The organism is Candidatus Dadabacteria bacterium (genome assembly GCA_026708565.1).
Taxonomy (GTDB): domain Bacteria; phylum Desulfobacterota_D; class UBA1144; order Nemesobacterales; family Mycalebacteriaceae; genus Mycalebacterium.
Genome location: JAPOUR010000004.1, coordinates 1 through 25,635, shown reverse-complemented (window position 1 = coordinate 25,635; position 25,635 = coordinate 1). Strand labels below are relative to the sequence as shown.

General features: G+C 50.2%; 23 protein-coding genes and 1 tRNA gene. 15 read left to right on the top strand and 9 right to left on the bottom strand.

The genetic code is table 11. The features are described 5' to 3' along the window. The coding region (locus OXF42_01095) for a type I restriction endonuclease subunit M (GenBank protein ID MCY4046699.1) at positions 1 to 934 on the top strand (934 nt) is incomplete at its 5' end. Between the two features lie 9 nt (positions 935 to 943). On the opposite strand, the gene OXF42_01090 is transcribed toward OXF42_01095, so the two are convergent. The 3 genes from OXF42_01090 to OXF42_01080 are packed head-to-tail and all read right to left on the bottom strand — an operon-like array spanning position 944 to position 4,468. Next, positions 944 to 1,537 (bottom strand): HNH endonuclease, encoded by a 594-nt coding sequence (locus tag OXF42_01090; protein MCY4046698.1) that lies wholly within the window; start codon positions 1,535 to 1,537, stop codon positions 944 to 946. Beyond that, complete coding sequence (locus tag OXF42_01085; GenBank protein ID MCY4046697.1) at positions 1,537 to 2,181, bottom strand: response regulator; 645 nt, start codon at positions 2,179 to 2,181, stop codon at positions 1,537 to 1,539. The genes OXF42_01090 and OXF42_01085 overlap by 1 nt, the downstream gene beginning before the upstream one ends. After that, positions 2,174 to 4,468, bottom strand: a complete 2,295-nt coding sequence (locus OXF42_01080) for an ATP-binding protein (GenBank protein MCY4046696.1) — start codon at positions 4,466 to 4,468, stop codon at positions 2,174 to 2,176. The genes OXF42_01085 and OXF42_01080 overlap by 8 nt, the downstream gene beginning before the upstream one ends. A 208-nt stretch (positions 4,469 to 4,676) precedes the next feature. On the opposite strand from OXF42_01080, the gene OXF42_01075 reads away from it, so the two are divergent. The 3 genes from OXF42_01075 to OXF42_01065 are packed head-to-tail and all read left to right on the top strand — an operon-like array spanning position 4,677 to position 10,403. Beyond that, the gene (locus tag OXF42_01075) at positions 4,677 to 6,215 is read left to right on the top strand and encodes a site-specific DNA-methyltransferase (protein MCY4046695.1); all 1,539 of its coding nucleotides are present in this window, start codon (positions 4,677 to 4,679) and stop codon (positions 6,213 to 6,215) included. 8 nt (positions 6,216 to 6,223) lie between these two features. Continuing rightward, positions 6,224 to 8,839: a DEAD/DEAH box helicase family protein gene (locus tag OXF42_01070; GenBank protein MCY4046694.1), complete on the top strand. Its 2,616-nt coding sequence runs from the start codon at positions 6,224 to 6,226 to the stop codon at positions 8,837 to 8,839. Next, positions 8,832 to 10,403 (top strand): tetratricopeptide repeat protein, encoded by a 1,572-nt coding sequence (locus OXF42_01065; protein MCY4046693.1) that lies wholly within the window; start codon positions 8,832 to 8,834, stop codon positions 10,401 to 10,403. Before OXF42_01070 ends, OXF42_01065 begins: the two co-directional genes overlap by 8 nt. Before the next feature lie 27 nt (positions 10,404 to 10,430). Here OXF42_01065 and OXF42_01060 read toward each other — a convergent pair whose 3' ends face one another. Further along, on the bottom strand, positions 10,431 to 10,913 hold the full coding sequence (locus OXF42_01060) for a hypothetical protein (protein ID MCY4046692.1): 483 nt from the start codon (positions 10,911 to 10,913) through the stop codon (positions 10,431 to 10,433). Beyond that, on the bottom strand, positions 10,913 to 12,367 hold the full coding sequence (locus tag OXF42_01055) for an AAA family ATPase (protein MCY4046691.1): 1,455 nt from the start codon (positions 12,365 to 12,367) through the stop codon (positions 10,913 to 10,915). Before OXF42_01055 ends, OXF42_01060 begins: the two co-directional genes overlap by 1 nt. A 381-nt stretch (positions 12,368 to 12,748) precedes the next feature. On the opposite strand from OXF42_01055, the gene katG reads away from it, so the two are divergent. From katG to alaS, 4 genes are all read left to right on the top strand, one after another. Then, the gene (katG, locus tag OXF42_01050; GenBank protein ID MCY4046690.1) at positions 12,749 to 14,914 is read left to right on the top strand and encodes a catalase/peroxidase HPI; all 2,166 of its coding nucleotides are present in this window, start codon (positions 12,749 to 12,751) and stop codon (positions 14,912 to 14,914) included. Between the two features lie 73 nt (positions 14,915 to 14,987). After that, complete coding sequence (gene rplU, locus OXF42_01045) at positions 14,988 to 15,302, top strand: 50S ribosomal protein L21 (protein MCY4046689.1); 315 nt, start codon at positions 14,988 to 14,990, stop codon at positions 15,300 to 15,302. A gap of 10 nt (positions 15,303 to 15,312) precedes the next feature. Continuing rightward, positions 15,313 to 15,567 carry a 50S ribosomal protein L27 gene (gene rpmA / locus OXF42_01040; GenBank protein ID MCY4046688.1) on the top strand — a complete coding sequence of 85 codons (255 nt, stop codon included), beginning with the start codon at positions 15,313 to 15,315 and terminating at the stop codon, positions 15,565 to 15,567. 55 nt (positions 15,568 to 15,622) lie between these two features. Further along, positions 15,623 to 18,247, top strand: a complete 2,625-nt coding sequence (gene alaS / locus OXF42_01035) for an alanine--tRNA ligase (GenBank protein MCY4046687.1) — start codon at positions 15,623 to 15,625, stop codon at positions 18,245 to 18,247. Here the strand turns inward: alaS and OXF42_01030 are convergent. Continuing rightward, positions 18,244 to 19,155, bottom strand: coding sequence for an RNA polymerase factor sigma-32 (locus OXF42_01030; protein MCY4046686.1), 912 nt, complete (start codon positions 19,153 to 19,155; stop codon positions 18,244 to 18,246). The genes alaS and OXF42_01030 overlap by 4 nt on opposite strands. Positions 19,156 to 19,185: 30 nt before the next feature. On the opposite strand from OXF42_01030, the gene OXF42_01025 reads away from it, so the two are divergent. Beyond that, a tRNA-Asn gene (locus OXF42_01025) sits at positions 19,186 to 19,261 on the top strand. A gap of 38 nt (positions 19,262 to 19,299) precedes the next feature. Then, positions 19,300 to 19,764: an adenylyltransferase/cytidyltransferase family protein gene (locus tag OXF42_01020; protein MCY4046685.1), complete on the top strand. Its 465-nt coding sequence runs from the start codon at positions 19,300 to 19,302 to the stop codon at positions 19,762 to 19,764. Here the strand turns inward: OXF42_01020 and OXF42_01015 are convergent. Beyond that, positions 19,753 to 20,025 carry a type B 50S ribosomal protein L31 gene (locus OXF42_01015; protein ID MCY4046684.1) on the bottom strand — a complete coding sequence of 91 codons (273 nt, stop codon included), beginning with the start codon at positions 20,023 to 20,025 and terminating at the stop codon, positions 19,753 to 19,755. The two genes, OXF42_01020 and OXF42_01015, sit on opposite strands and share 12 nt — an antisense overlap. 187 nt (positions 20,026 to 20,212) lie before the next feature. Between OXF42_01015 and OXF42_01010 the strand changes: the two genes are divergently transcribed. Beyond that, the gene (locus tag OXF42_01010) at positions 20,213 to 21,196 is read left to right on the top strand and encodes a zinc-binding dehydrogenase (protein MCY4046683.1); all 984 of its coding nucleotides are present in this window, start codon (positions 20,213 to 20,215) and stop codon (positions 21,194 to 21,196) included. A 33-nt stretch (positions 21,197 to 21,229) separates the two neighbouring features. Here OXF42_01010 and OXF42_01005 read toward each other — a convergent pair whose 3' ends face one another. Then, positions 21,230 to 22,000, bottom strand: a complete 771-nt coding sequence (locus tag OXF42_01005) for an NYN domain-containing protein (protein MCY4046682.1) — start codon at positions 21,998 to 22,000, stop codon at positions 21,230 to 21,232. Beyond that, complete coding sequence (hemB, locus tag OXF42_01000) at positions 21,997 to 23,040, bottom strand: porphobilinogen synthase (protein ID MCY4046681.1); 1,044 nt, start codon at positions 23,038 to 23,040, stop codon at positions 21,997 to 21,999. The genes OXF42_01005 and hemB overlap by 4 nt, the downstream gene beginning before the upstream one ends. Positions 23,041 to 23,105: 65 nt before the next feature. On the opposite strand from hemB, the gene OXF42_00995 reads away from it, so the two are divergent. From OXF42_00995 to OXF42_00980, 4 genes are all read left to right on the top strand, one after another. Further along, entirely contained in the window at positions 23,106 to 23,861 is a 756-nt protein-coding gene (locus OXF42_00995; protein ID MCY4046680.1) for a hypothetical protein, read from the top strand. 21 nt (positions 23,862 to 23,882) lie between these two features. Then, entirely contained in the window at positions 23,883 to 25,088 is a 1,206-nt protein-coding gene (locus tag OXF42_00990; GenBank protein ID MCY4046679.1) for a transposase, read from the top strand. A gap of 226 nt (positions 25,089 to 25,314) precedes the next feature. Beyond that, positions 25,315 to 25,515: a type II toxin-antitoxin system HicB family antitoxin gene (locus OXF42_00985; protein MCY4046678.1), complete on the top strand. Its 201-nt coding sequence runs from the start codon at positions 25,315 to 25,317 to the stop codon at positions 25,513 to 25,515. Further along, positions 25,516 to 25,635 (top strand): glutathione S-transferase (locus OXF42_00980; protein MCY4046677.1); only part of this gene is annotated, 120 nt, incomplete at its 3' end.

The following is a 25,635-nucleotide window of genomic DNA, read 5'->3' as shown; positions in this document are numbered from 1 at the left end:
TGGTATCTATTGCTCAGATCAAAAGTCTATGGAGAATATAGAAGACAACATAAGATTTGAGTCCAATGAGATGTTCAAGACAAAAAAATGGACTGGTGGCACAATAGGCGAAAAATCTCTCAACTTCATTTATGATGTTTCTGATTCTCTTGAACGCATGGATTACTATTGCTCGTCAAGAGCAGGGATTGTGACGGCTGCAAATTCTTTCTTCATTCTAAGTCTGGAAGATGTTCATAACTTCAACCTTAAAGACCATGTTCAACCGATTATCCAGAAAGCACTATACGTAAATGGTGGTATTGACTTTTCTGTGGAAGACTTTGACGACTTGAAGCAATTGGAAAAGCCTTGTTTCCTACTTGATTTGAATGAAACACCAGAGTCAGAATTTTCTCATGAAATGAAAGAGTATCTGAGGTTAGGAAAAAAAGAAGAAATAAACAGGCGATACAAATGCAAGTTGAGAGATAGATGGTTTGACATTCCGTCTATAGAAGGGTCGGATGGATTTTTCTTTAAGAGAAGTCATCTTTATCCTAAATTGTTGTCTAACTCAGCCAGTGTGTACGTAACGGACTCCGCTTATAGGGTAAAGATGAATGAAGGGTTTGAAATGGATGAGTTGCTCTTTTCTTTCTATAACTCTCTAACACTCGTTATGGCAGAATTGACAGGGCGATCTTATGGTGGTGGTGTGCTGGAGTTGACTCCTACGGAATTTAAACAACTACCACTTCCTTACTGCAGTATTGACAGAAGGAATTTTCAATCTTTCAAGAAGAGATTCAAGCGCAAAAGTTCTATTGATGAGATTTTGATGAGAAATGATGCTATTATATTGGGTGAAAATATGAAGTTGTCTGAGAGAGAGATAGCCAGTATTCAAGAGGCGTTGAAAAAGATAAGAAGCAGAAGGTTGCGGGTGCGATAACATAACTCTCTACAGTATCTTCCATTTGCTCTGGCGATAATTCAAGAGATTTTTCATTTGTTCATAATACTGATTTAATGCTTCATAATTGGGGTGAGAAGGGGGGAGAGTATTTAGAATCTCTTTGATTTCTAGGGCTTTATCGCGCAAGATATCTGATTGCCACTCTACTATGCGGTCACGTAAGTTTAATCTAAGTCTGATGACCATGTATTCTCCAACAGGAGTTTTCCCGTATATTTGCCCATTTGATTTTCTTCCTAAATGGGAATCATATTCAAGCGAACAAGGGTCAACATATCCTTGCTGTCCATCATGTGAAGGGTTTTCATTGTTCATAGGCCAATCACTGCTTTTGCTTTGATTGCACATTTTGCATGCATAGATCAGATTTCCATATATAGATGCAAGGTGGGGAAATTTTCTTCTGGGTGCAAAGTGCTCAATGCTGGCAAATTGCTTGTATAACAATGTGATATCACAATAGCCACATCTTTTATTGAAGTCTGTCTTAAGATACCCCTTATAGCTTTGATATCTATCAAATACTTTCTTGCAGGTCCTTTGAGGAGATTGTCTCCTTAATTTATATTGAAAAGCCACTAATTATCCTCTTTTTTGGTTGTGGATATGATTTCATTAGATTTATCTATGAGTTCTCTTACAATGTCTATGTGGACGGATCCTTTTAAGTGATCGGGTGTCTTTATATCTTTTCCTGTTTCTTCTATGATTGTTCTTTCTTTATCTATAAGTTCTTGCTCTTCGTCTGCCGTCAAAGTTCTCTTCTCGCTTTCCTTGATTAAGAAATTAAGTCTTTCTTCATACTTCAAAAGTAGACTATGGTATTTTTTGATTTGAGATTTAAGTCTGTGGAAAAGGTTTGACGGGTCCTCTTCGTTTTCAGGGTCTTTGGAATAAATTATATGCACATCATCAGATTGTTCGATAGCCTCTTCGCTATAACTTGTCAGTATGCAACATGGAAGACTTTTTTTGTATTCTCTAATGCCTTTTACAAGGTCTGTGCCTGAGTAGGTAATGCTTCTATCTTTTTCCTTAAGATTATAGTCAACCACTATAGCGTCTACCCCAAGAGAAAGAATCTTTTGCACAAATTCTTCTATGTTTTTGTCCGGATGAAGGCATTCAGTAGAAAGACCATATCTCTCTGAGTGTCTTTTGAAAGTGTTGCGGTCCGCCTCATCCTCATCTACATAACAGATACTGAAATTGTCTTCAGGCATTTGCTTGTCCTCTCTTTTTGGTTTTTGGCAAGATGATTTCCAGTTCAAACCCATTGCGAGGTCTTTTAAGTTTTAAGTTGCCATTGTAGTCTTTTATAGTTGATTGAACTAACCACATGCCTATACCTGAGCCAATTTCGTATCCTGTGCTCTTATCTCTTTTAGTTGTAAACAGCATGTCAAAAATCCTTTCTGGCTTGTCAATCTCTTTTAAGAGACCCGGCCCACTATCTTTGTAAGAAAATTTTATACTATCATTTTCGTCGTTGTAGGCGATATGTATTTCTCTTTTTTCTGGCGCGTCATTCCTCATGAAGGCATCAATAGAATTGATAATGAGATTATTGAAAACAGTCATTAGGTCCACTTCAAATGCTTTCAATTCAATATCATTTTCAGGGTGGCAAACAACCATATTAACTTGGCGGTCATCTAAATGAAATTTCCACATTTTTTCCAATGAACGAAAATAGTCCTTGATCTTTATCTTCTTTCTTTTTCTTTTGTCGTTTTTGATTGCTCCAAGTGCAAATTGCATCCATCCTAATAGGGTTTGGTCTGTTTTTTCCATCTCATCTATGCGTTTGAAAGGGTTTTTGTAATCAGGTGTTTTTTCAATCTCTTCTTTATTGATGAATGGCGGCAGTATGTCTTTACGGAATTCTTTGAACCTATGCTTAAGTTCTTTCTCTATGTTGTGCAGTTCATGGACAAATGAAGCAACCATGGCGCCATTGCTTGCTAATACTCGAAGAATCTGCTGGTCATTAAGCGAGTCTTCAAGTTCTCTTTCTATATCGTCAATACGACTTAAAAGAGTCTGAATCTCCTCTGTATCGTCGTCATGTGGTTTGTTCTTAAGTGCTTCTTTGATCTCCTTCACTTTTTCTTTCGTCTCTTCTTTGGGGGTAAGTTTGCTCATTTCAGATGCAATATATGACCGATCATCTTCAAATGTTGCAATGATGCCTACAAGTACTTCTTTGAAAAGACTAAAAGTTTTATTTTCTTGAATACCCTCCCTGTTTGCTTGATCCTCAAGATCAGGATTATCCCTTCTTGATATTTCTACGATCCCAGCAATGTTGAAATCTCTAACACGCCAGTCCCTTTTTCTTGAAACAGCCGCCGGACTTAATGCCTGCCTTGTAGCAAGTCCTAACCAATCAGTAGCTGGAGACTCTGGTTCTCCGTAGGGTCTTACCCTAAACTTATCTCGGTAAATTCGAATACCACCATGTTGATTAAGCCACTTTCTGCGCAATCTGGCATTGAAATCCTTGTAAAAATACTTTGTACTGTCATTAGTATTTGTTGTCCTTTTCATAAAATAAAAAGTGAATGAGAATTTCCCAATTGTTTTAAGAGTTTGATGTTGGTCCTCAAAGCCGGGCAACAATTCTTTTAGAGTTTTGTTTTGTTGGAAATATCCTTTTTCAAAAGTGTTTTTGTCAAAAGGATACTCTCTCATACCATTCTGTTGAAAGAACTTGGGCGGAAGGCTTTCTATATCTGTTTCATTTCTCCATATTTTAATTTCGACATTCTGATTGGAAAACACTTTGGCAACAAGTTTGTAGTCGTAATCATCACAAACAAGCGAACTGATTTCTCCATAATCATCAGGGTATTCCGAACATAGTAAATATATAGAGAAATCGTTGGCTTCCAGAGGAGGTATTAGGCTTCTTAGGTTGTTGAATAGTTTGTCAAAGTCTTTCTTGTCCCAATTGTCTCTAAGTTGATCTATTTGTAAAATTGTTCCGTTTTTGAAGCCAGTTTGCTCAATGCCTTGAGTCTTTGGTAAGGTGCTTAATACAACTTCTTTTTGGTTCAAGTTTTCTTTTGTACTCAAACTGGCTTTGATGTCTCCAATAGTCAATGCAGAGTTTGATTCAAAGGCTTGCCAGTCTACATTCCAGATATAACCGTGTTTTTTACCTTTAGGTTTAGTAGTCATTATGCATTTAGAACCCAAGCGGTCAAGTGCAAAGCGCCCTATGCCCTTTGCGCCGGTCCTTACTCTTTCTTTCTGGCTAATGATGTTTGCTTCCTTGTTACTTGTGCCGATAACCATCCAGTGATTCCGAATGACCTCATCTGTCATTCCATCACCATCATCTATGATGTAAAGCGTATCATTGCCATCAAAGAAAAGTATGCACAAGTTAGCGTCAGCATCGTAAGAATTTTTGACGAGTTCAATTATAGCGCCCTCTTGATTGGCGATGTTCTCCCTACCGATGAGGCGCGCCGACCGCGCTGATACTGTAAACGGGACTTCCATACGGTATTCAACTCCGATTTTGCCAAGGTTACCTATACTAACAAGAGATTGCAACTAAGATATATTGGTAAATCCATAACATCTTCTTACTATAAACACATTCAAGGAAGGTAATTGAACAGGTGGCGGTTGAGTTGGTATTCAGGTAAAATGACAGGCAATATCAAGTCGCCTAAGGTCAAACTATGCAGAGCAAACAGGAAAGCCCATGCCCACACTCAACTGGTTGACGAGAGACGAAGACACACGCGCCGCGCAAAGTGTGCCTTATCGCTTGCTGGAAGAAGTGTCTAAACTGTCGGCGGGAGACAGGGATGCGGGCAATATGCTTATTCAGGGGGATAATCTTGAGGCATTGAAGGCGTTGTTGCCTTTCTATGCGGGGCGGGTGAAGTGCATTTATATTGACCCGCCTTACAATACGCGCTCTGCGTTTGAGCACTATGAAGATAACCTTGAACATACGCAATGGCTGGCGATGATGTGGCCGCGCCTTGAGTTGTTGCGGGAGTTACTTGCTGAGGATGGTTCTATTTGGGTATCTGTTGATGATGATGAAGGACACTACTTAAAGATTGCTATGGATGAGGTTTTCGGGCGGCGCAACTTTGTGGCGAATGTGATATGGCAAAAGAAGCACACTCGCGCTAATGATGCGCGTTGGTTCAGCGACAACCACGACTACATAATAGTCCATGCAAAAAACAAAGATAAATGGCGACTTAATCTATTACCCCGCAGTGAAGAGCAAGATAGTGGATTTTCTAACCCCGACAATGATCCTCGAGGACCTTGGGCCTCTCAGCCCATACAAGTGAAAACTCCAAGTCAAAAATATATCTATCCGATTCAAAATCTGGCAGGCAAGGAGTTTTGGCCACCCAAGGGAAGAAGTTGGCAGTTTTCCAAGGAACGATTTGACGAATTGGTAGAGGATAATCGTATATGGTTTGGAAAGAAGGGAACAAATGTTCCTCGAATTAAAAAATTTCTTTCTGATGTACAAGACGGAATTACACCTATAACTATCTGGCTTCACCAAGAAGTTGGTCACAATCAGGATGCTAAACAAGAAGTAAAGCAATTTAATGAAGACAGCGTTTTTGACACACCAAAACCTGAACGTCTTCTTGAGCGCGTCTTGCAATTATCCACAAACCCCGGCGACCTTATTCTTGATTCCTTCCTCGGCTCCGGCACTGCCGCCGCCGTTGCCCACAAAATGAACCGCCATTATATCGGCGTAGAAATAGGCGAACACGCTCAAACCCATTGTGTGCCGCGCCTGAACAAAGTGATTGAAGGCGAGCAGGGCGGTATTTCAAAAGCGGTTGACTGGAAAGGCGGCGGCGGTTTCCGCTTCTTTCGCCTCGGCCCGCCGGTGTTTGATGAAGAAGGCCATATATGCGCCGATATTCGCTTTCCGGTTCTGGCCGCTCATATCTGGTTTTCCGAAACCAACCGGCCTTGGAACGGAACGGGCAAAACTCCGTTGCTTGGAATTGATGACGGCACGGCTTACGCATTGCTTTACAACGGCATACTCGGCGACAAACGACCGGATGGCGGCAATGTTCTTACACGCAAGACACTGGCGTCTATTCGGGATACAATCCACAAGACGGATTCAACCTTTGACGGCCCGCTTGTAATTTATGGAGAACAATCAAGGATGACACCCGCAACGCTTGACCGCGAGCGCGTTACATTCAAGCAAACGCCTTATGATGTTAAAGCGCGGGACTGAAAAACAGCATGGAACTCAAAAAATATCAGACCGAAACCCTCTCAACCCTCCGGCGTTTTCTTGAAGAGGCGCGTATCGCGGGGCCGAAAGGGGCATACGAGGCTGTTACCAAAGAGCCGGAAATTGCGGCGCGGCTTGGCCGTTATGCCGGAGACTATGAGCCGCTCAACAATTTGGCGAATGTGCCATACGTCTGTCTGCGCCTGCCGACCGGCGGCGGCAAAACCCTGCTTGGCGCTCACTCAATCAGCATTGCCCGCGATGCCTGGGTGGAAAAGGACTATCCGATGGTTTTATGGCTGGTTCCCTCAAAAACAATCCGGCTTCAAACCGTTGATGCGCTGAAAAATCCGAACCACTCTTACAGACAGGCGCTTGATGAGGCATTCGGCGGGCGTGTGCGCGTGTTTGATATTGCCGATTTCACACATATACGCCCGCAGGATATACGTGACCATTGCTGTATTGTTGTCGGCACTATTCAGACGCTACGAGTGAAAGACACCGAGGGGCGCAAGGTTTACGCGCATAATGAAAATCTGGAACCGCATTTCAGCTCGCTGCCGAAATCGGCGGCGGGTCTTGAAACGCTTGAGGGCGGCGTCAAGTTTTCTTTTGCCAACCTTATGCACATTCACCGCCCGCTTATGATTGTTGACGAGGCGCAAAAGGCCGTTACCGGATTGACCCGTGAAATGCAGACGCGGGTGAACCCTTCGGCAATCATTGAATTCACGGCAACGCCACGAGCCAGATCCAACATTCTTTACAGCGTAACGGCGCAGGAATTAAAGGCGGAGGAGATGATTAAACTGCCGATCATGCTGTCCGAGTATGACAACTGGCAGAATGCGGTCAATGGCGCAGTCTCAACCCGCGCCGGATTAGCTGAAACCGCAAAAGATGACCCCGGTTACATCCGGCCTATTGTTTTATTTCAGGCGCAACCGAAAAATCAGGAAGTTACTGTTGAGGAACTGAAAAAACACCTGATTGAATCTGAGCAAATCGCGGAGGAAAAAATTGCAGTTGCCACCGGCGACCAGCGGGAACTGGACGGAATAAACCTGTTTGACCCGAAATGTGAAATTGAATACGTCATCACGGTTGAAGCGTTAAAAGAGGGGTGGGACTGCTCGTTTGCTTATGTTTTTTGCTCAGTGTCGCGCATTCAGAGCGCGATAGATGTTGAGCAACTTTTAGGGCGCGTGTTGCGTATGCCTTACGCAAAGCGGCGCAAGGCGGATGAACTCAACCGCGCCTATGCCTGCCTCTCCGAACCGTCTTTCAGCGAGGCGGCCAAGTCTCTGGTTGACACATTGGTTTCCATGGGTTTTCAGGAGGAGGAGGCGCAGGAAAGTATAGAGCAACTGCAACTTGGCAATGGAGATTCGGCTGCTCTGTTTGATAAACCTGAGGAGACCTTTAAGTATAAGTTGACCGCAACATCCGGGGAGGTCGGCGAGATTGAGAAGCAAGAGGGCGTGTCGTTGCGGGAGACCGGCGAGGGAGAGTATGAAATTGAGATAACGGGTCTGATAGATGATAAGAGGGAAGAGGCAATTACGGAATTGCTGCCGGAGACACGGCAGGAAGAAATCAAAGGCGCGATTCAAAAATACCGCGCCGAAGCGCAACGTGAACCGTCACCCGCCGAAAGGGGGGAGTCTTTCAGAGTTCCGCGACTTATGTCAGAAATTCAGGGCGAACTGGAACTTGCCGATACTGATGTTTTCATGGAGTTTCATGAGTGGTCTTTGCTTGATCATTCTTCCAAGATGGATGAAAGCGAATTTGCCATACATGAGACCGCCCGCAGTTTTGAAATAGACCTTAACGGGAACCGCCTTATCTACCAGTTTGCAGGCGAAGATGAGCAACTTGGGCTTGATATTGATATTGAGGGTTGGACACCGGAGGCCCTTGTGCTGTGGCTGGACCGCCAAGTCCGCCAGCCGGATATTCACCAGAGCGAATTGCTAAAGTGGTTGAGCGGGATGGTCGGGCATTTAGTCAATGTTCGCAAAATGCGCATAGCGGCGTTGATGCGTTGCAAGTTCATACTCGCCCGCAAGATACGGGAAAAACTCAACAGGATCCGTTTGGAGGAGCGCGGTAAATCCTACCAAAAATATCTTTTTGCCCCTGAAGCGAAAACGGCGGTTTCATTTGATACGGGCTTTGAGTTCAAGGAAAACATGTATTCCGGGCAGCGTCTTTATCGCGGCGCGTGGAAGCCGCGGAAACACTTTCTCTCGGATGTTCCGGCATTTGACGGCGTTGAAGGCGGCGAAGAATTCCAGTGCGCTCAGGCAATTGACAGTATGGCGGGCTTAAAGTTTTGGGTCAGAAATGTGGCGAAGCATGAAAATTCATTCTGTCTGCCTACGGCAAAGGGCAGTTTTTATCCTGATTTTATCGCGCAACTTGAGGATGGTCGTCAGCTTGTTGTTGAATACAAAGGCGACCTTCTCGCCGACAGTGCGGACACGGCGGAAAAGCGCACCATTGGCGAACTTTGGGAAAGCAAAAGTGAAGGGAAGGGGTTGTTTATCATTGTTGAAAAGACAGTTGACGGGAAGGATATGAGGGAGCAATTGGCGGGGAAGGTTGGAGATGTCTGAATCCGACACCAAACCGGAGCCGGTAAAGAGCATACGCGAGTATGCTGACCGCGTAAGAGAGTTGACGGAAGACCGTCGGTGCATTTTCCGGGGTCTGCCGGATGCGGAATGGGCATTGGAGTCTGCCGCTTGGCGCAGGATTAAAAAATCTGCGGAAGATAATGAGATGGTTCCTAATCAGCAACATTTTGTGGAGTATCACCGCGACCTCATAGACCGCATACGAAGCAAGGGGCATGGATACGAGGGGGCACGTTCCTTACACGACTTGGAACTTCTGGCGAAGTTGCAACACCATGGCGCTGCAACAGCCTTTATAGACTTCACCAAAAACATCTATGTTGCTTTGTGGTTCGCTGTAGATTCACAGCAGGAGAAAAATGGTACAGTGTGTATCATTAACAATACCGATATAACCAAATTCATTGCTGTTAATGAAGATAAGTTCAGTAGCGGAAACAGGGAAATTGAAGATTTTCTACAACCTCAGTCCTCTGATTCTGCTACTAAGGAAAAGCAACCGCAACCTTCTTACTGGCATTGGGAAGCCCAGAGAGTGCGGGCGGAACGCATTCTACGACAAAGCAGTATCTTTGTATTCGGAAAGTCCGCAATAGATGAAGGCGATTATCAGAAGATTGTTGTTGACAAGGGTGCGAAACGCGAAATCTGGGAGGAATTGAACAGATTGCACGACATCAATGCGGAGACTTTGTTTCCCGACTTCTCCGGTTTGTCCATAGCAAACAGAGTTAAAAGGTATTACCACATCAAGACTGCTCGGGAGTATTTTGCGGATGGGAACGCACACTACCAAATAGGAAAATACGAGAAAGCCATTGAATCCTATACCAGAGCCATAAAGATTAACCCTCAATATGCTACTGCCTACATCAATCGTGGCAACTGTTACTTTCAAATAAAAGATAGGGAGAAAGCCATTTCCGATTACACCGGAGCTATAGAGATAGACCCTCAACACGCCATGGCTTACAACAATCTTGGCACCTGTTACTTTCAAATAGGGGAAAATGAGAAAGCCATTTCTGATTACACCAGAGCCATAGAGATAGACCCTCAATGCGCCATGGCTTATGGCAATCGCGGCGACTGTTACTCTAAAATAGGGGAAAATGAGAAAGCCATTTCCGACTATACCAATGCCATAGAGATAGGCCCTCAAGACACCGTAGCCTACTACAATCGCGGCTACTGTTATTCTCAGATAGAGGAATACCAGAAAGCCATTTCTGATTACACCAGAGCCATAGAGATAAATCCTCAATACGCTATGGCTTACGGCAATCGCGGCTACTGTTACTCTGAAATAGGGGAATACCAGAAAGCCATTGCCGATTACACCAAGGATATAGAGATAAACCCGCAGACTGCCAATGCTTACAACAACCGCGCAATAGACAAGTATGCGATCAATAGTGGGGACAAATCAGCAGAAGAAGATATACGCAAGGCGCTGAATCTGGCGCGGGAGCAGGGCGATCAAGACTTTGTGCAGAAAATATCAAACACAATGCGCGAATGGGGTATGCCCGTCCCTGAGTAAATCTCAATCGTAGAGATTAACCCCAACTTACCTCGCTTCCTCTTTAATCACCTTCCACTCCAAATCATCGCCGCAGGCAAGGTGTTTGATTCTCAACTTTCCCTTGAAAGATTGAACGGATATTTTAGGAAGTTGGTTTCTCGCGCTGGAACGCAGACTTTCAGTTACAAGCAAAGGGTAAATTTTGCAATTTGCTGGAAGGTGTTTCTGAAAAAAAGTGATGACGCCTTCTATCTGCTCTGTAACTTGTTTTCCTTTAAGTGATTTTGATTTCACTTCCATCGGGATGAAAAATGTCTCACCCTGTGTTATTTCATCCGCCACAACCGCATAGTCTCCCCGTCTGCCCAGATCACCGGACTTCATTGCCCGGTCCATTGAAATAACTATTCTTTCCGGCGGGAAGCCGTTGAGGCGCACCTTGCAAGCCCGGTTGCTGTTCCGCACTTGATCAAGAGCGCAATCATCGGGAAAAAAGTTTCTTATTCTCTGCGAGTAAATTACCGGCACTATTCCGATTCCTTGTACTCGCCCTTGCTTTCCTGAAGATGTTCAATCTCATCAAGGATGTTGACGGTCTCATTGTACAAGGCGGATGATATTTGATTATGGTCTTGAGGAGACAAACTGCCTTCCATGTTGTCAAATTGCAGTTTTTTGACAACCGTTCCCTGTTCTTTTTGTTGGAACCAGTAAGTATTTATCTCATCCGGTTCAATGTAAAGCCCTGCGTCTCCCACCAACGCTTTGCGTCTTTCTTCGCTGAGATTTGACACCCGGACATGGTTTTCCAGTTGTTCCAATAAGTAGTCGCTGTGAGTCGTTACCATGACCTTGACCCCGTGACGGATGAGGCGGACTATGGTTTTTGCAACCTCCCTTTGCGCTTCGGGATGCAAATGCGCTTCCGGTTCTTCTATTATCAGTAGGTCGCCTTTTTTGACTAAATGCTTTAGATACATAACAATCGGCGCAAGTTCTGAAACCATTGACGATGAGCGCAACAGGGGCACTTCAAGCCCGTTTTGCTTGTATGAAAACTGCGGGTATTGACTGGGGCCGGAAAGGTCTAATTTTACTGTCCCGTGCAGTATGTCGGTCTCCATTTTCTCCGCTATTTTGTAGATGTTAGCCTCCGGTCTTTCTGATATGTCCATCTGAATAAGTTCTGATAAGAAATCAGACAAAATCCCGCTCAAAGCAGGAATAGAGACGGGTTCAAGGGCTGCAAAAGGGGCTCTGTGAACAAGGGTAGCCGCTATTGCCCTGTGGCTCTGCATGATTCCGGTTCTTGCCGCCGGCAGGTAGAAGGGGTTTGCCGCAGTCCGTATTGAAAGTAGCGTCTTGGTCAATAATTCATCAACAAGAAAATCAGCTTTTCTCTCCTCTTCATCCATTCCCTTAATCCTTGCTAACAATGAAAAAATGTAGCAAGGGATTTCATGACCCTTTTTTATATTCATTGCCGGTATCTTATCCAATGACGGTATTGTCAGCTTGTGCCTCTCATCTTCAAAATCAATATGAAACTTGTCTGATATCAGGTCGTTTTCTTTTGGTATGATTCCCGTGCATCTGGAGATTTCCTCATGAAATGCTTCGTATGTGTATTCAGATATTAGTTGACTAATCCAGCCTCTTAAGTTCTCCGGCAGGTCAAAAAAATCTGCGGTTTCCGAAAGTTGTTCCAGATTATCTATAAGGTCATGGATTTGCTGAACATGCTTTTCTTCAAGGACATCCCTGTAAAAATGACCATGTCTTCTTGCCGCACTTGCTATGCTGAGCCCCCACAACTTCCCATACACACACTTGAACAATGCGTATATCAACACCGCAAGGTAAGACTTGCCCGTGTTGCTTGGTCCCACAAACACGGTAAGCGGGCCGATTTCAATATCTTTGGCTTCCGCTATGGGGCCGTAGTTTTCAACGGAAATCTTGATTTTGTCCTGTTCAGTCATCTTTTCTCTCATTTTAGAGGGCAACACCTATGATAACAAACTTTCGGCGGTTTGGCATATCCGACTGATAAGGCAACCACTCTCATCCAGATAGCAAAAGTGAAACATTTCATGCTCCGAAAACAACTGAAGCCACCTTGCAGTGGCTTCAGGACTTGCTTTCACGGGTTACGCCCGATCCGGCCACCCGCTCAAAGGCGGTATTTAGTTCGAAATCAGAAGACCCGATTTCGTGGTGTATAGGCTATTACAGCCAGTCGCTTTGTCAATAGAACCCAAGTATTAACTCCCCCGTTTGACACAAGCACACCTTCCTTTATAGTTTGCTTACTGCAACAAAACAAGCAGGTTTTCATAAACGCGAAAGGAGAAAAAGCACCAATGAACAAATGCCCGGTCAATCACGCCGCCGGAGGTGGCACAACAAACAACGACTGGTGGCCCAACCGGTTGCGGCTGGATATTCTGCGCCAGCATTCCTCAATGTCAGACCCAATGGAAGGGGATTTCAACTACACGGAAGAGTTCAAATCTCTGGACTATGACGCCCTGAAAAAAGACCTCCACAACCTGATGACCGATTCTCAGGACTGGTGGCCCGCGGATTTCGGCCACTACGGGCCGCTGTTTATCCGCATGTCATGGCACGCCGCCGGAACTTACCGCACCGGAGACGGGCGTGGAGGCGGCGGAACCGGCAACCAGCGCTTTGCTCCTCTCAACAGCTGGCCCGACAACGCCAATCTTGACAAGGCGCGCAGACTGCTCTGGCCGATAAAACAAAAATACGGAAAGAAAATATCATGGGCGGACCTGATGATTCTTGCCGGCAATGTCGCGCTGGAATCAATGGGATTCAAAACCTTCGGCTTCGGCGGCGGACGCAAAGACATCTGGGAGCCGGAAAAAGATATTTACTGGGGAGCGGAAAAAACATGGCTGGATGACAAACGCTACTCCGGGGAACGGGACCTTGAAAACCCCCTTGCCGCAGTTCAAATGGGGCTGATCTACGTCAACCCCGAAGGGCCGGACGGCAAACCCGACCCGGTTGCGGCGGCGGCTGATATCCGCGAAACCTTCGGGCGCATGGCAATGAATGATGAGGAAACCGTGGCGCTGATTGCGGGCGGCCACTCTTTCGGCAAATCACACGGCGCGGGCGACCCGGCGCTTGTGGGAGCGGAACCCGAAGCGGCGGGCATTGAACAGCAGGGGCTGGGATGGAAAAGCGGCCACGGTTCGGGACACAGCGCAGACACCATTACCGGCGGCCCCGAAGTTACATGGACAAAAACACCCGCCAAGTGGAGCAATGACTTTTTTGACCACCTGTTCGGACACGAATGGGAACTGACCAAAAGCCCCGCCGGGGCCTACCAGTGGGTGGCAAAAGACGGAGACGAAACAATTCCGGACGCTCACGACCCGTCAAAACGCCACCGTCCCACTATGCTGACCACAGACCTTACTCTGCGCTTTGACCCGGAGTTTGAAAAAATCTCACGGCGTTTTCACGAAAGCCCCGACCGGTTTGCGGACGCATTCGCCCGCGCATGGTTCAAACTGACCCACCGCGATATGGGGCCGCGCGCCCGCTATCTGGGACCCGAAGTTCCAAAAGAGGAACTTATCTGGCAGGACCCCGTCCCCGCAGTTGACCATCCGTTGATTGACGAAACCGATATCGCCTCTCTCAAGAAAAAGATCGGCGATTCCGGCCTGTCCGTCAGGCAAATGGTTTCAACCGCGTGGGCTTCCGCCTCCACTTTTCGCGGCTCGGATATGCGCGGCGGCGCAAACGGAGCCCGCATTCGTCTGTCACCCCAGAAAGACTGGGAGGTCAATCAGCCGGAACAACTGGCGGAAACACTGAAATCCCTTGAGGATATAAGGAACGAATTCAACGACGCCGCAACCGGCGGCAAGAAAGTGTCTCTTGCCGACCTGATAGTGCTTGCGGGTTGCGTCGGCATTGAGCAGGCCGCCGGGCGGGCGGGGAGCGGTATAACCGCGCCTTTCACACCGGGGCGCGCGGACGCCTCTCCGGAACAAACCGATGTTGAGTCGTTTGCCGTGCTTGAACCGGCGGCGGACGGGTTTCGCAACTACCGGAAAGAAAAATACGCCGTTTCAGACGAAGAACTGCTGGTTGACCGGGCGCAACTGCTGACCCTGACACCGCCCGAAATGACGGCTCTTGTCGGCGGCATGCGCGTGCTGGACACAAACTTCGGACAAACACGGCACGGCGTCTTCACCGAACGGCCGGGCGCGCTGACCAATGACTTCTTCGTGAACCTGCTGGATATGAACACCGACTGGAAGCCGGTGTCCGGCGATGAAGACCTGTTTGAAGGCCGCGACCGGAAAACCGGAAAACCGAAATGGACCGGGACGCGGGTTGACCTGATATTCGGCTCAAACTCCGAACTGCGGGCTCTTGCCGAGGTTTACGGTTGCGGGGACGGAGAGGAGAAATTCGTCAGAGACTTTGTTGCCGTCTGGACCAAGGTGACGAATCTGGACCGTTTTGACCTTGCGTGAACACCCCGCCCCGTTTGACACTTCCCCCCAATCTGTGGCATAATGAGCCGTCCCCGAGGACGGAGCGGTTGCTATGCAGGCGGTCATAAGAACAGGAAACAGACAATACTTGGTAAAGCCCGGCGATGTGGTTGACATTGAGAAGATCGCGGGCAGTCCGGGCGATTCGGTCGGCTTTGCCGATGTTCTGCTGGTCTCAAACGGCGAGGGCGAGGCGAAGGTCGGCGCTCCGGTTGTTGAGGGAGCCGAGGTGAAGGGCGAAATCATTTCCCAGAAAAAGGGAGACAAAATAACGGTTTTCAAATTCAAACGGCGCAAGGGCTACAGGCGCAAAGCCGGGCACCGGCAGCAATACACCAGCGTCCGCATTACGGATATCAGGGGGTAGGGAGAGCGGTATGTCCACAAAGAAAGGCGGCGGCAGTTCAAAAAACGGAAGAGATTCGGCGGGCAAGCGGCTCGGCGTCAAGAAGTTCGGCGGGGAGTTCGTCAAAGCCGGAAACATCATAGTCAGGCAGAGGGGGACCTCGTTTCACGCCGGAGACAATGTCGGCTCCGGGCGCGACTGGACGCTCTTTGCGCTGGCGGACGGAGTTGTGAAATTCCGCAAGGGCAAGAGAAAAACCGTGTCCGTGATTCCGGCGGCAAAGTAATCTCCGCCGGAAACTCCGTTAAACTCCGGCGCGCCCGTTCGGGGCGCAAACCGTTATGACTGGAAGCGAAATCAGGGAGGCGTTTCTTTCCTTTTTTGAACAAAGGGGGCACAAGCGCGTAAAAAGTTCCTCCCTTGTTCCCCCGGATGACCCGACCCTTCTTTTTTCAAATTCGGGCATGGTCCAGTTCAAGAATGTTTTTCTGGGACTTGAAAAATTTTCACACCCGCGCGCCGTCTCATCCCAGAAATGCATGAGGGCGGGCGGCAAACACAACGACCTTGACAATGTGGGATACACCGCGCGCCACCACACATTTTTTGAAATGCTCGGCAACTTTTCCTTTGGCGACTACTTCAAGGAAGACGCCACAGCGTTTGCGTGGGAACTTGTTACAAAGGTTTACGGTCTGCCGGAAAATAAACTCTGGATAACCGTCCACAATGATGACGGCGAGGCGGCGAAAATCTGGCAGAAAGCGGCGGGGCTTCCCCCGTCCCGCATTCTCCCGATGGGGGACGAGAGCAATTTCTGGACAATGGGAAATGTGGGCCCGTGCGGGCCGTGCTCCGAAATCCTCATAGATCAGGGGGAAAAGGCGGGATGCGGAAAAAATGACTGCGCCCCCGGCTGTGATTGCGACCGCTACCTTGAATTGTGGAATCTTGTTTTTATGCAGTATGAGAGGGATGAGTCCGGGAAAATGTCGCCGCTTCCCCGTCCAAGCATTGACACGGGAATGGGGCTTGAAAGAATGGCGGCGGTCATACAGGGAAGGGCAAGCAACTACGAAACGGATTTGCTGCGGGGCGTCATCTCGCGCATTGAGGAGATTTCACAGGCGCGGTATGAGGACGGCGGGGGGAAGGCGGACAGCAGCATGCGCGTTATAGCAGACCACGCGCGCGCGGCGCTCTTTCTTATAACGGACGGGGTTTTCCCCTCAAACGAGGGCAGGGGGTATGTTCTCAGAAGGATTATCAGAAGGGCGGTGCGCCACGCAAAAACCCTCGGCGCGGACGAGCCGTTTCTGTTCAAGACCCTCGACGCGGTTTCCGGTCTGATGGCGGACGCATATCCCGATGCCGCTCAAAAAGCCGGTTTCGCCTCCGATGTGGTTCGCGCCGAAGAGGAGCGGTTTCTTGAGACTGCGGCGCGGGGGCTTGAAATCCTTGAGAGCGAAGTGGGGAAACTGCCCGCAGGCGGGAAACTGCCCGGAAAGGTCGCGTTCAAACTTTACGACACCTACGGCTTTCCTCTTGACCTGACCGAGGACGTGCTAAGGGAGAAGAATCTCGGCGTTGACCGCGCCGGGTTTGAGAAGGAAATGGGCGCGCAAAAAGAGCAGTCAAGAAAGTCGTGGAAGGGCGGCGGCGACCCGCGCGCGGCGGACTACACCGCCCTTGTGTCCGAAGGGTTTGCATGCGAATTTACCGGCTACGGCTCAACCGCAGGCGAAGCAAAGGCGGTTTTTACCGCTGACGCCGGAGACGGCGAGATTGAAATCATTACGGATTCAACCCCGTTTTACGCGAATTCCGGCGGACAGGTCGGAGACACGGGGACGATTGAAGGGGAAGGGTTTTTCGCGCGCGTTACCGACACCACAAAGCCCGCCGCCGGAATTATAAGCCACCGCGCCGTGGTTGAGAAAGGGCGGTTGTCCGCCGGAGGCGAGGTGGTTTTGTCCGTTGACAAAGCCCGCCGCCGCGCCGTCTCGGCACACCACACGGCAACTCACATACTGCACTCCGTTCTGAGGGATATTCTCGGAAGCCATGTAACGCAGGCAGGCTCGCTTGTCGCCCCGGACAGGCTCAGGTTTGATTTTACACACCACTCCCGCATTACCCCGGATGAATCTCGCGCCATTGAGGATGAGGTCAACGAGAGGATTTCCCGCGCGGACGAGGTGGTAACAAGGGCGGATGTTCCTTACGAGGAAGCGCTGAAAGAGGGCGCAACGGCGATATTTGAAGAGAAATACGGCGACAAAGTCCGGGTGGTTTCCATCGGCGGCTACAGCGCGGAACTGTGCGGCGGAACTCACCTTTCCAATGCGGCGGCGGCGGGGCTTTTCACCATTGTTTCGCAGTCCGCTTCAAGCGCGGGGGTCAGAAGGATAGAGGCGGTGTGCGCGGAAGCGGCGCGAAAGCGCGCCGTGCGCAATGAGATGACGCTCGCGGAGGCGGCTGTTTCTCTCGGCGGCGACCCTTCGGACGTGCCCGGGCGCATAGAGAAACTTTTGCGGCGTGCGGGAGAACTTGAAAAAGAGGTTGGCAGGGCGAAGAGGGATGCCATTGCGGGAGACACCGATGAGGCGCTTTCCGGGGCGCGGGAGATAGGGGGCGTTTCCTTTGTTTCGCGCGAGGTGGACGGCGCGGGGCCGGAGGAACTGAGGGAGTTGTGGGACAAGGTCAGGGCAAAGATTAAAAACGGCGTCGCCGCGCTCGGCGGCTCAAGGGAGGGAAAGGCGTTTGTTCTTGTGGGTGTCGCCGGAGATGCGGCGGGAAAGTTTCATGCGGGAAACATTGTCAAAGAAATTGCGCCGCTCATCGGCGGCAGGGGGGGAGGCAAACCCTCTCTCGCTCAGGCCGGCGGGAACGACCCGTCCGGAGTGGCAAAGGCGATTGAAAAAACGGCTGAGATTTTAGCGTCCGCACCCGATGGCTTGTCCTAACGCGGGTCGGGCGGGGAGATGCCATGTTTTTCAAACTCTTTTTTCAGTTTTTTCAGCGCCGTTTTCTCTATCTGCCTTACCCTCTCGCGTGAGATGCCGAACTTGTTCCCTATGGTGTCCAGCGTCTTGGGGCTTTCGCTGAGAAAGCGGTTGCGGACAATATAGTTCTCTTTTTCACCCAGTGTTTTAAGCGCGTCCGTCATGTGTGATTTGACCATGCTTTTTATCTGCGCGCGCTCAAACCCCGCATCCTGTCCCTCGGAGGAGTCCGCGAGAAAATCCATGTGTGCCGCATCCGCCCCGTCCCGCACGGGCGAGTTCAGGGACATGTCGCGCGCTCCCATTATCTGCTTCATTTCCGACACGCCTTTTTCCGACACGCCCACCTCTTTTGCTATTTCCCCGCGTGTTGCCGCCGCGCCGCCGCGCTCAAGTTTCCCGCTCGCAGCGCGCATGTTGTAAAACAGCTTTCTCTGCTCCCTGCCCGTGCCTATTCTGACAAGACTCCAAGTGTCCATTATATGCTTGCGGATGTATGCCTTTATCCACCAGACGGCATACGAAATGAGGCGGTATCCCTTTGTGGGATCAAACCTTTTTACCGCGTGCATGAGGCCGAGATTGCCCTCCTGAATTATGTCCATCATGTTAATGCCGTGGTTTTTGTATTCCCCCGCGACTTTGACGACAAACCTCAAGTTTGAGGCAACCAGCTGGCGCGCGGCGTCTATGTCTCCCGTTTCCCTGTAGCGGACGGCAAGTTCGCGCTCGCGCTCTCCCGACAGGATGGGGTGGGCGGCGATTTCCGCCACATAGCGCTGAAGCGGAGAGGCGGGCGCAAGCGCCGAGGAACGCGCCTTTCCCCCCGGTTTCCCGCCGTCTCCCCGCTTTTCTTGACTGTCTTTCATGAGCGGTATAATTTAACACATCTTATCTGTTCCGGTGTAGCTCAGTTGGCAGAGCGGGTGGCTGTTAACCACTAGGTCGGGGGTTCGAATCCCTCCGCCGGAGCCAGTTTTCCGCTCATGGAATGGGCGGCAAGGAGAAGCAAAATGTCTGACTGGAAAGTTACAAATCACGGGCATCCCGAAATAACGCCCGCAGAAACAAAAAGGGCGATCTTCATAGGGAGGTATCAGCCCTACCATCAGGGGCACATAAGCCTCATACGCCAAAAACTGGACAAGGGCGTTCCGTGCCTGATCATGGTGCGGGACATCCCGCCCGACCCGAAAAACCCGTTCACGACCGAACAGACCATAGACATGATACGCAAGTATCACGCGAGCAAGGGCGATGATGTTGAGGTGATGAAAATCCCCGACATTGAATCCGTGAACTGGGGAAGGGGGGTCGGCTACGAGATGAACGAGTTTTTTCCGCCTGAAAACATCGGATGGATATCGGCGACCAAAATAAGGGACTCAATAAAGCAGGGAAGCGACGACTGGCGCGAGATGGTTGACGGGTCAATTCAGGATGATGTCGTCAAATACTTGAAAGAGTCAGGCCTCTGATTCTTCGGAGGGTTTTTCCTGAGAGCCGTATTTCTTGCGAAATTTTTCCACGCGGCTCTCTTTGGCGAACTGTTGCTCCCTGCCCGTAAAGAACGGGTGGGAACTGCTTGAAACCTCAACGGTTACCAGCGGGTATTCGTTGCCGTCCTCCCACTTGACCGTCTTGTCCGAGGTCTTTGTTGACCGCGTCAGTATGGAAAAGCCGGATGAGGGGTCTTGAAAAACCACCTGTTTGTATTCGGGGTGGATGCCTTTTTTCATTGTCCGCTCCGCAGAAGAACCAGATTATAACAGCGCGCGCCTGTTTGTAAAGTCTTGCGCGTTTTCAATTTGCGGTTATCATTGGGCGGAGTGGTCCGCATGTCTTCCGGAGGGATGAGGCAATTAAGGTTGCCCCCGCCGGTTGTTGACTGTATAATGCGAGATTGTTTTTCAAAGGAGGGGTGACATGAAATCCGGTATATATCATGAAGTCGGAGATGCCGATGTCATAAAATACGAGGACGCTGAGGTTCCGTCCCCGGGGGCGGATGATGTTCTGATACGTGTAAAAGCGTGTGCGATGAATTCTTTGGACACGCGTTTGAGGTCCGGCAAGTCTCCCCGCCCGGTTGACCTTCCCCACATAGGCGGCATAGACATATCCGGCGAGGTTAAAGAGGCCGGCAAGTCGGTCTGGGGGGTTTTCCCCGGAGACCGCGTGGTGGTCAACCCCGCCGTCAAAACCGGAGGCGGAGTCAGCGTTATAGGGGTGAACCGGCAGGGCGGTTTTGCCGAGTTTGTAACCGTTCCGGCTGTGAATGTCTGCAAAATTCCGGACGCCCTTTCTCATGATGACGCATGCACGTTGCCCATCTGTTACGTGACGGCGCTTTACGGGCTTGCCAGCAGAGGCGGTCTGGAGAAGGGTGAAACGGTGGTGGTTCACGCTGCCGGTAGCGGGTCGGGAACGGCGGCCATACAGGTTGCAAAACATCTGGGCGCAAAAGTCATAGCCACAGCGGGCAGTGATGAGAAACTTGGGAAAGCGCGCGAACTCGGCGCGGACGAGACAATTAACTACAAAACCGAAGACTTTTCCAGAGTGATAAAGGGCGGTGTTGACATAGTGTTTGACCCCGTGGGTGCCGCCCACTGGGAGAAAAACATTAAAATTCTCAAATCCGGAGGACGGCTTCTTCTTGTGGGAGTCGTGGGCGGCGGGGTGGTTGACAAGTTCTCCATCGGTCCCGTCATAATGCGCGACATTTCCGTCATCGGAGTTACCGTTTTCAACTCGTCTCAGAGTATGCTTAAAGAGTGCGTTGAAATGGCGGCGGGCGGAACGGTTACTCCAGTCATAGGCAGAAAGTTTCCGCTTTCGGACCTTGCCGGGGCTCACAAGGCGCTGGAGAGCGCCGGGCAGTTCGGCAAGGTTGTCGTGAACCCCTGAGCGGGGGCGGCTGACCGTTTTTTCAATACCGCTTCAATACTGCCTTTCGGCGCAGATGCCTTCGCCCAGCAGTTCGGTTTTTCCTATTGAGACAACAAAGTCGGCGTGATTTCTGAGTCTCGCGGATGATTGTTGCCCGCGCGAATCATCATCATTTTTGAGTTCCACAATGCCTATCTGTTTGCCCTTGTGCTTTTTTGCATGATTGATTGAAGGCAACATGTCCGCATCTCCCGACAGCACCACCGCCACATCGTAGGAATCCGTCATGGTTGCGAGGTCAACGGCCAGAGAGGTGTCAATGCCTTTTTCGTGCAGATTCTTTCTGAGTATGTCCAGTTTCCAGTGGCCGCACTCAATGATGTCAACAAAGCGGGTGTTGTTCCTGACCGCGCGGTTGAACTGGTTCATCTTTCTCAAGTCCGCTCTTTTCTTTTCATACCATTCCTTGCCCTCGCTCAGGCACATGCCCCACGCCCCTTCCTCCGGGTCGGGATGATTTTCTCTCTGCGCAGCCGACACAAAGGAGTGCTTCAGTTCCGCATCCCGCTCAAAGTTGCGGCGCAGGCTTTCCTCAAAAGCGGGATTGTCAAAGCGAAGTTCATCTATGCTTCCGATTTGATACCAGAAGACGCGCCACACAAGTGTTGTGGTTTCACACTCGCCCACCACGCATTTACTCCATTCCGCCACCGCTCTCCTCATTACGAAATTGTAGAAAGACTGATAGTCATCAATGTTAAGACCCAGATTTCTGAATGAGCCCATAAGGTTGGGCCCGTCAACAAACGCTGCAAATCTCATGTTTCAAACCTCCTTAAAAAGTTTGCCGCTTCGGGGGCGAAATAGGTTGCTATCATATCCGCCCCCGCCCTTGTGATTGCGAGTAAACTCTCCATAACGGCGTCTCTCTCGCTTATTCCGCCGACCGCTGCGGCGGATTTTATCATAAGGTATTCCCCGCTCACCTGATAAGCGGCGACCGGCAAATCAGTTGACTCCCTGAACGCGCTCACCACATCAAGGTAGTATCCTGCGGGTTTCACCATCACAATATCCGCCCCCTCCGCCTCGTCAAGGGCAAGTTCCCTGAGCGCCTCCCTCACGTTGGCGGGGTTCATCTGATAGGTCTTCTTGTCGCCCGCTTTGGGCGCGGAGTCCAGCGCGCCGCGAAACGGTCCGTAAAAGCATGAGGCGTATTTTGCCGTGTAGGACAGTATGGAAGTTCCGGTATGCCCGTTTTCGTCAAGCGTCTCCCTGATTGCTCCCACGCGCCCGTCCATCATGTCGCTGGGCGACACAATGTCCGCCCCGGCTTCGGCGTGCGCAAGCGCCTGCCCGCACAGCGCCTCAACCGTCAAATCGTTCAGTATCTCGCCCGATGAAGAGACTATCCCGTCGTGTCCGTCGCTTGAATAAGGGTCAAGGGCGACATCGGTTATTAAGGTCGCATCGGGAAACTGTTTTTTCAGAGCGCGCGCGGTTTCGGGGATAAGCCCGCGCGGGTTGCCCGCCTCCCTTGCGTCCGGGGATTTTTCTGAGTCCTCAACCACGGGGAAAAGTATAAAGGCGGTAACTCCGGCATTTACGGACATTTCCACTTCCCTCATCAGGCCGTCCGCGCCCAGTCTCTTTTTGCCCGGCATGGACTTTATGTCTTCATCCGCGCTCCCGCCGTGCACAAACAGCGGATAAATAAGGTTTTCCGCAAGCAGGCGGGTTTCCGCCGCAAGAGCGCGGATGGAGGGGCTTTTTCTGTTTCTTCTGGGACGGGCGGCAATATCAAGCGAGACCGTGTCGCGCCGGGCGCGTCCGCCCCCGTCTTTTTTACGACTGCCGCTCATAGGCGCATACTACACGGGCGGCGCTTATTTTCAAACCGGCCCTTGAGTGTGGTAGTCTTCTGCCGATGAGGTTTTTGCTTTTACTTGCGGCGGCGCAGATGGTGTTTGCGGATGTCTGCGCGGCGGAGGTCAGAATAGTTGAGGTCTCGCGGTCTCCCGTTATTAAGGATGCGAAGGTCCGCGTGGTGTCGCCGCCGGACGGAGGGCGTGTTTTCACTCTGTCGCCAGAGGTAACATTGGATGTTTCGGGTTTTGACCTCGGCGTTCAAACTCCGTTTCTGCGGAAAAACCGCATAGCCAATTCCGCTCGGGGCCAGCACATACACCTCATAGTTGACGGCGAGCCCTACAAGGCGATATATGATGTTTCAAAGCCCGTCCGCATAGGCCGTCTGGCGCCGGGGCCCCACACTATTGTGGCTTTTCCGTCCCGTTCCTACCATGAGAGCGTAAAGTCGCCCGAAGCCGGGCACGCCATAAATTTCACTGTTTTCGCGCTTCCGGGCGCAAGTCCCGATATTGACTTGTCCGCCCCCGCAATTATCTACAGCCGCCCCAAGGGCGTTTACAAGGGAGGTGACGCCCGGAGGGTGATGGTTGATTACTACCTTCACCGCGTTTCTTTGGAGGCGGACGGCTATGCGGTCAGGGTGTCTGTGTTGTCCGGCGGGGAGGCGGTTGCCTCAACCGTTCTCAAGAAATGGAGTCCCGCTTTTGTTGAGGGGCTGGAAAGCGGAGAGTATGAGTTTGCTTTGGAGTTGCTTGACCCGGCGGGCAGGGCGGTCGCCTCACAGAGGCGGGTTGTCAGCATAGTTCGGTAAAGCGGTTAAAATATAAAGAATATGGAGCATCAAACTTCACCCCGTTCCGTTACTTACCGCCTGTTGCTGGAAACAAAAGGCAAGGCGGGCAAACTTTTTCAAATTGCGGGGGCGTGCCGGTTTGTGTGGAACGCCGCGCTTGAGCGCAATAGAGCGGAATATCAGACAGCCAAGATATTCGGCACACCAAAACCGAGCGTCTCATTCTTTTCTCTTGGCAAGCAATTTACTGAACTCCGCCGCAAAACCCCTTGGCTTATGGAGTTGCCCGCAAGGGAAATCCGCTACACTCTCAAGTATCAGGCGGATGCCTGGCAAAAGACATTCAAACAGGGCGCGGGCTTCCCGAAACGTAAAACAAGGGCGCGGTCAACTCCGTCTTTCACTATTCCCGAACAAGTGAACTTGAAAGACAACCGCCTGTTCATCCCGAAGACAGGGCGCGTAACCCTACGGGGAAACAATCCGTATGAAGGTTGTGAACCGAAACTGGCAACAATCAAATATCTGGCGGGCAAGTGGTATTGCTCCGTCCTTTATGATGTCCCCGCCGACCGGGTAAAGCAACCCGCGCAGACCGATGCGGTGGGCATAGACCGCAATGTCAGCGGCATAGCCCTGTCAACAGAGGAGTTGAAACACCTGCCCGGGCGCGACACCAAGCGGCTGGAAATCCGCCGGAGACGCTACCAGAGGAGGATGGCGCGGCAGGTGAAAGGCAGCAGGCGCAGGAACATCACAAAAGCCCGTGTCGCCCGCATATCGCGGACGCTCGGCAATGTCCGCAAGAATTGGGCGCACCAGACAACAAGACGCATTGCGGACAAATACGAGACCGTTGTTATTGAGGATTTGAACATACCGGGGATGACCGCCTCGGCAAAAGGAACAGAAACAGAGCCGGGCAAGAATGTCCGACAGAAAGCGGGGCTGAACAGAGAGATACTCGCTTCTGCTTGGGGCAATTTTGAAAACAAACTCGCCTACAAGTGCGGGACGCTAATCAAAGTTGAACCGGCTTACACCAGCCAGACCTGTTCCCGTTGCGGAAACATTGACAAAGAAAGCCGGAAAGACAGAGATTTCCATTGTGTCAAATGTGGACACAAAGACCATGCGGATATAAATGCCGCAAAAAATATTTTGGCGTTAGGGATTGGCGCAACTGCGCGGGGAGGGGCGTTATCGTCAGATACCCCTTTGATCCGCGAAAATGAAACGGGTTGAACTCGTCAGTTGCAATAAGCGGGCGTTTGCCCGGTTCTATTCCCAAGAAATGAGAAAGGAAATCGGCGACCATGGTTGCAATAAGCGGGCGTTTGCCCGGTTCTATTCCCAAGCACCTCCAATTGCTCTTGATTCTGGAAGTTGCAATAAGCGGGCGTTTGCCTGGATTTGAAAAAATCATGCAATTAGGTGTAGTGTATGGCGCTTCCCGCAAAAGGAGGTCCTAATGGAGAAACTGGAAAAATTACGCGCTCTTGTTTGGAAAGAAGGGGATGTTTTTGTTTCCCGTTTGAACGGGACAAATATCTCAAGTTACGGGGAGACTCCGGACGAAGCAGTCTGCAACCTCAAAGAAGCGGTTGAACTTTATTTTGAGGATATGCCCGAAGGTGAAAAGCGGGAAGTTATTGAATCCGCCGGGTTCTGAATGATACACCTCCACACAGCCGCCACGCCCAACGGCAGGAAGGTCTCAATAATGCTTGAGGAGACCGGACTTCCTTATCAGGTTCACAACATCAGCCTTCACGACGGGGAGCAGAAATCG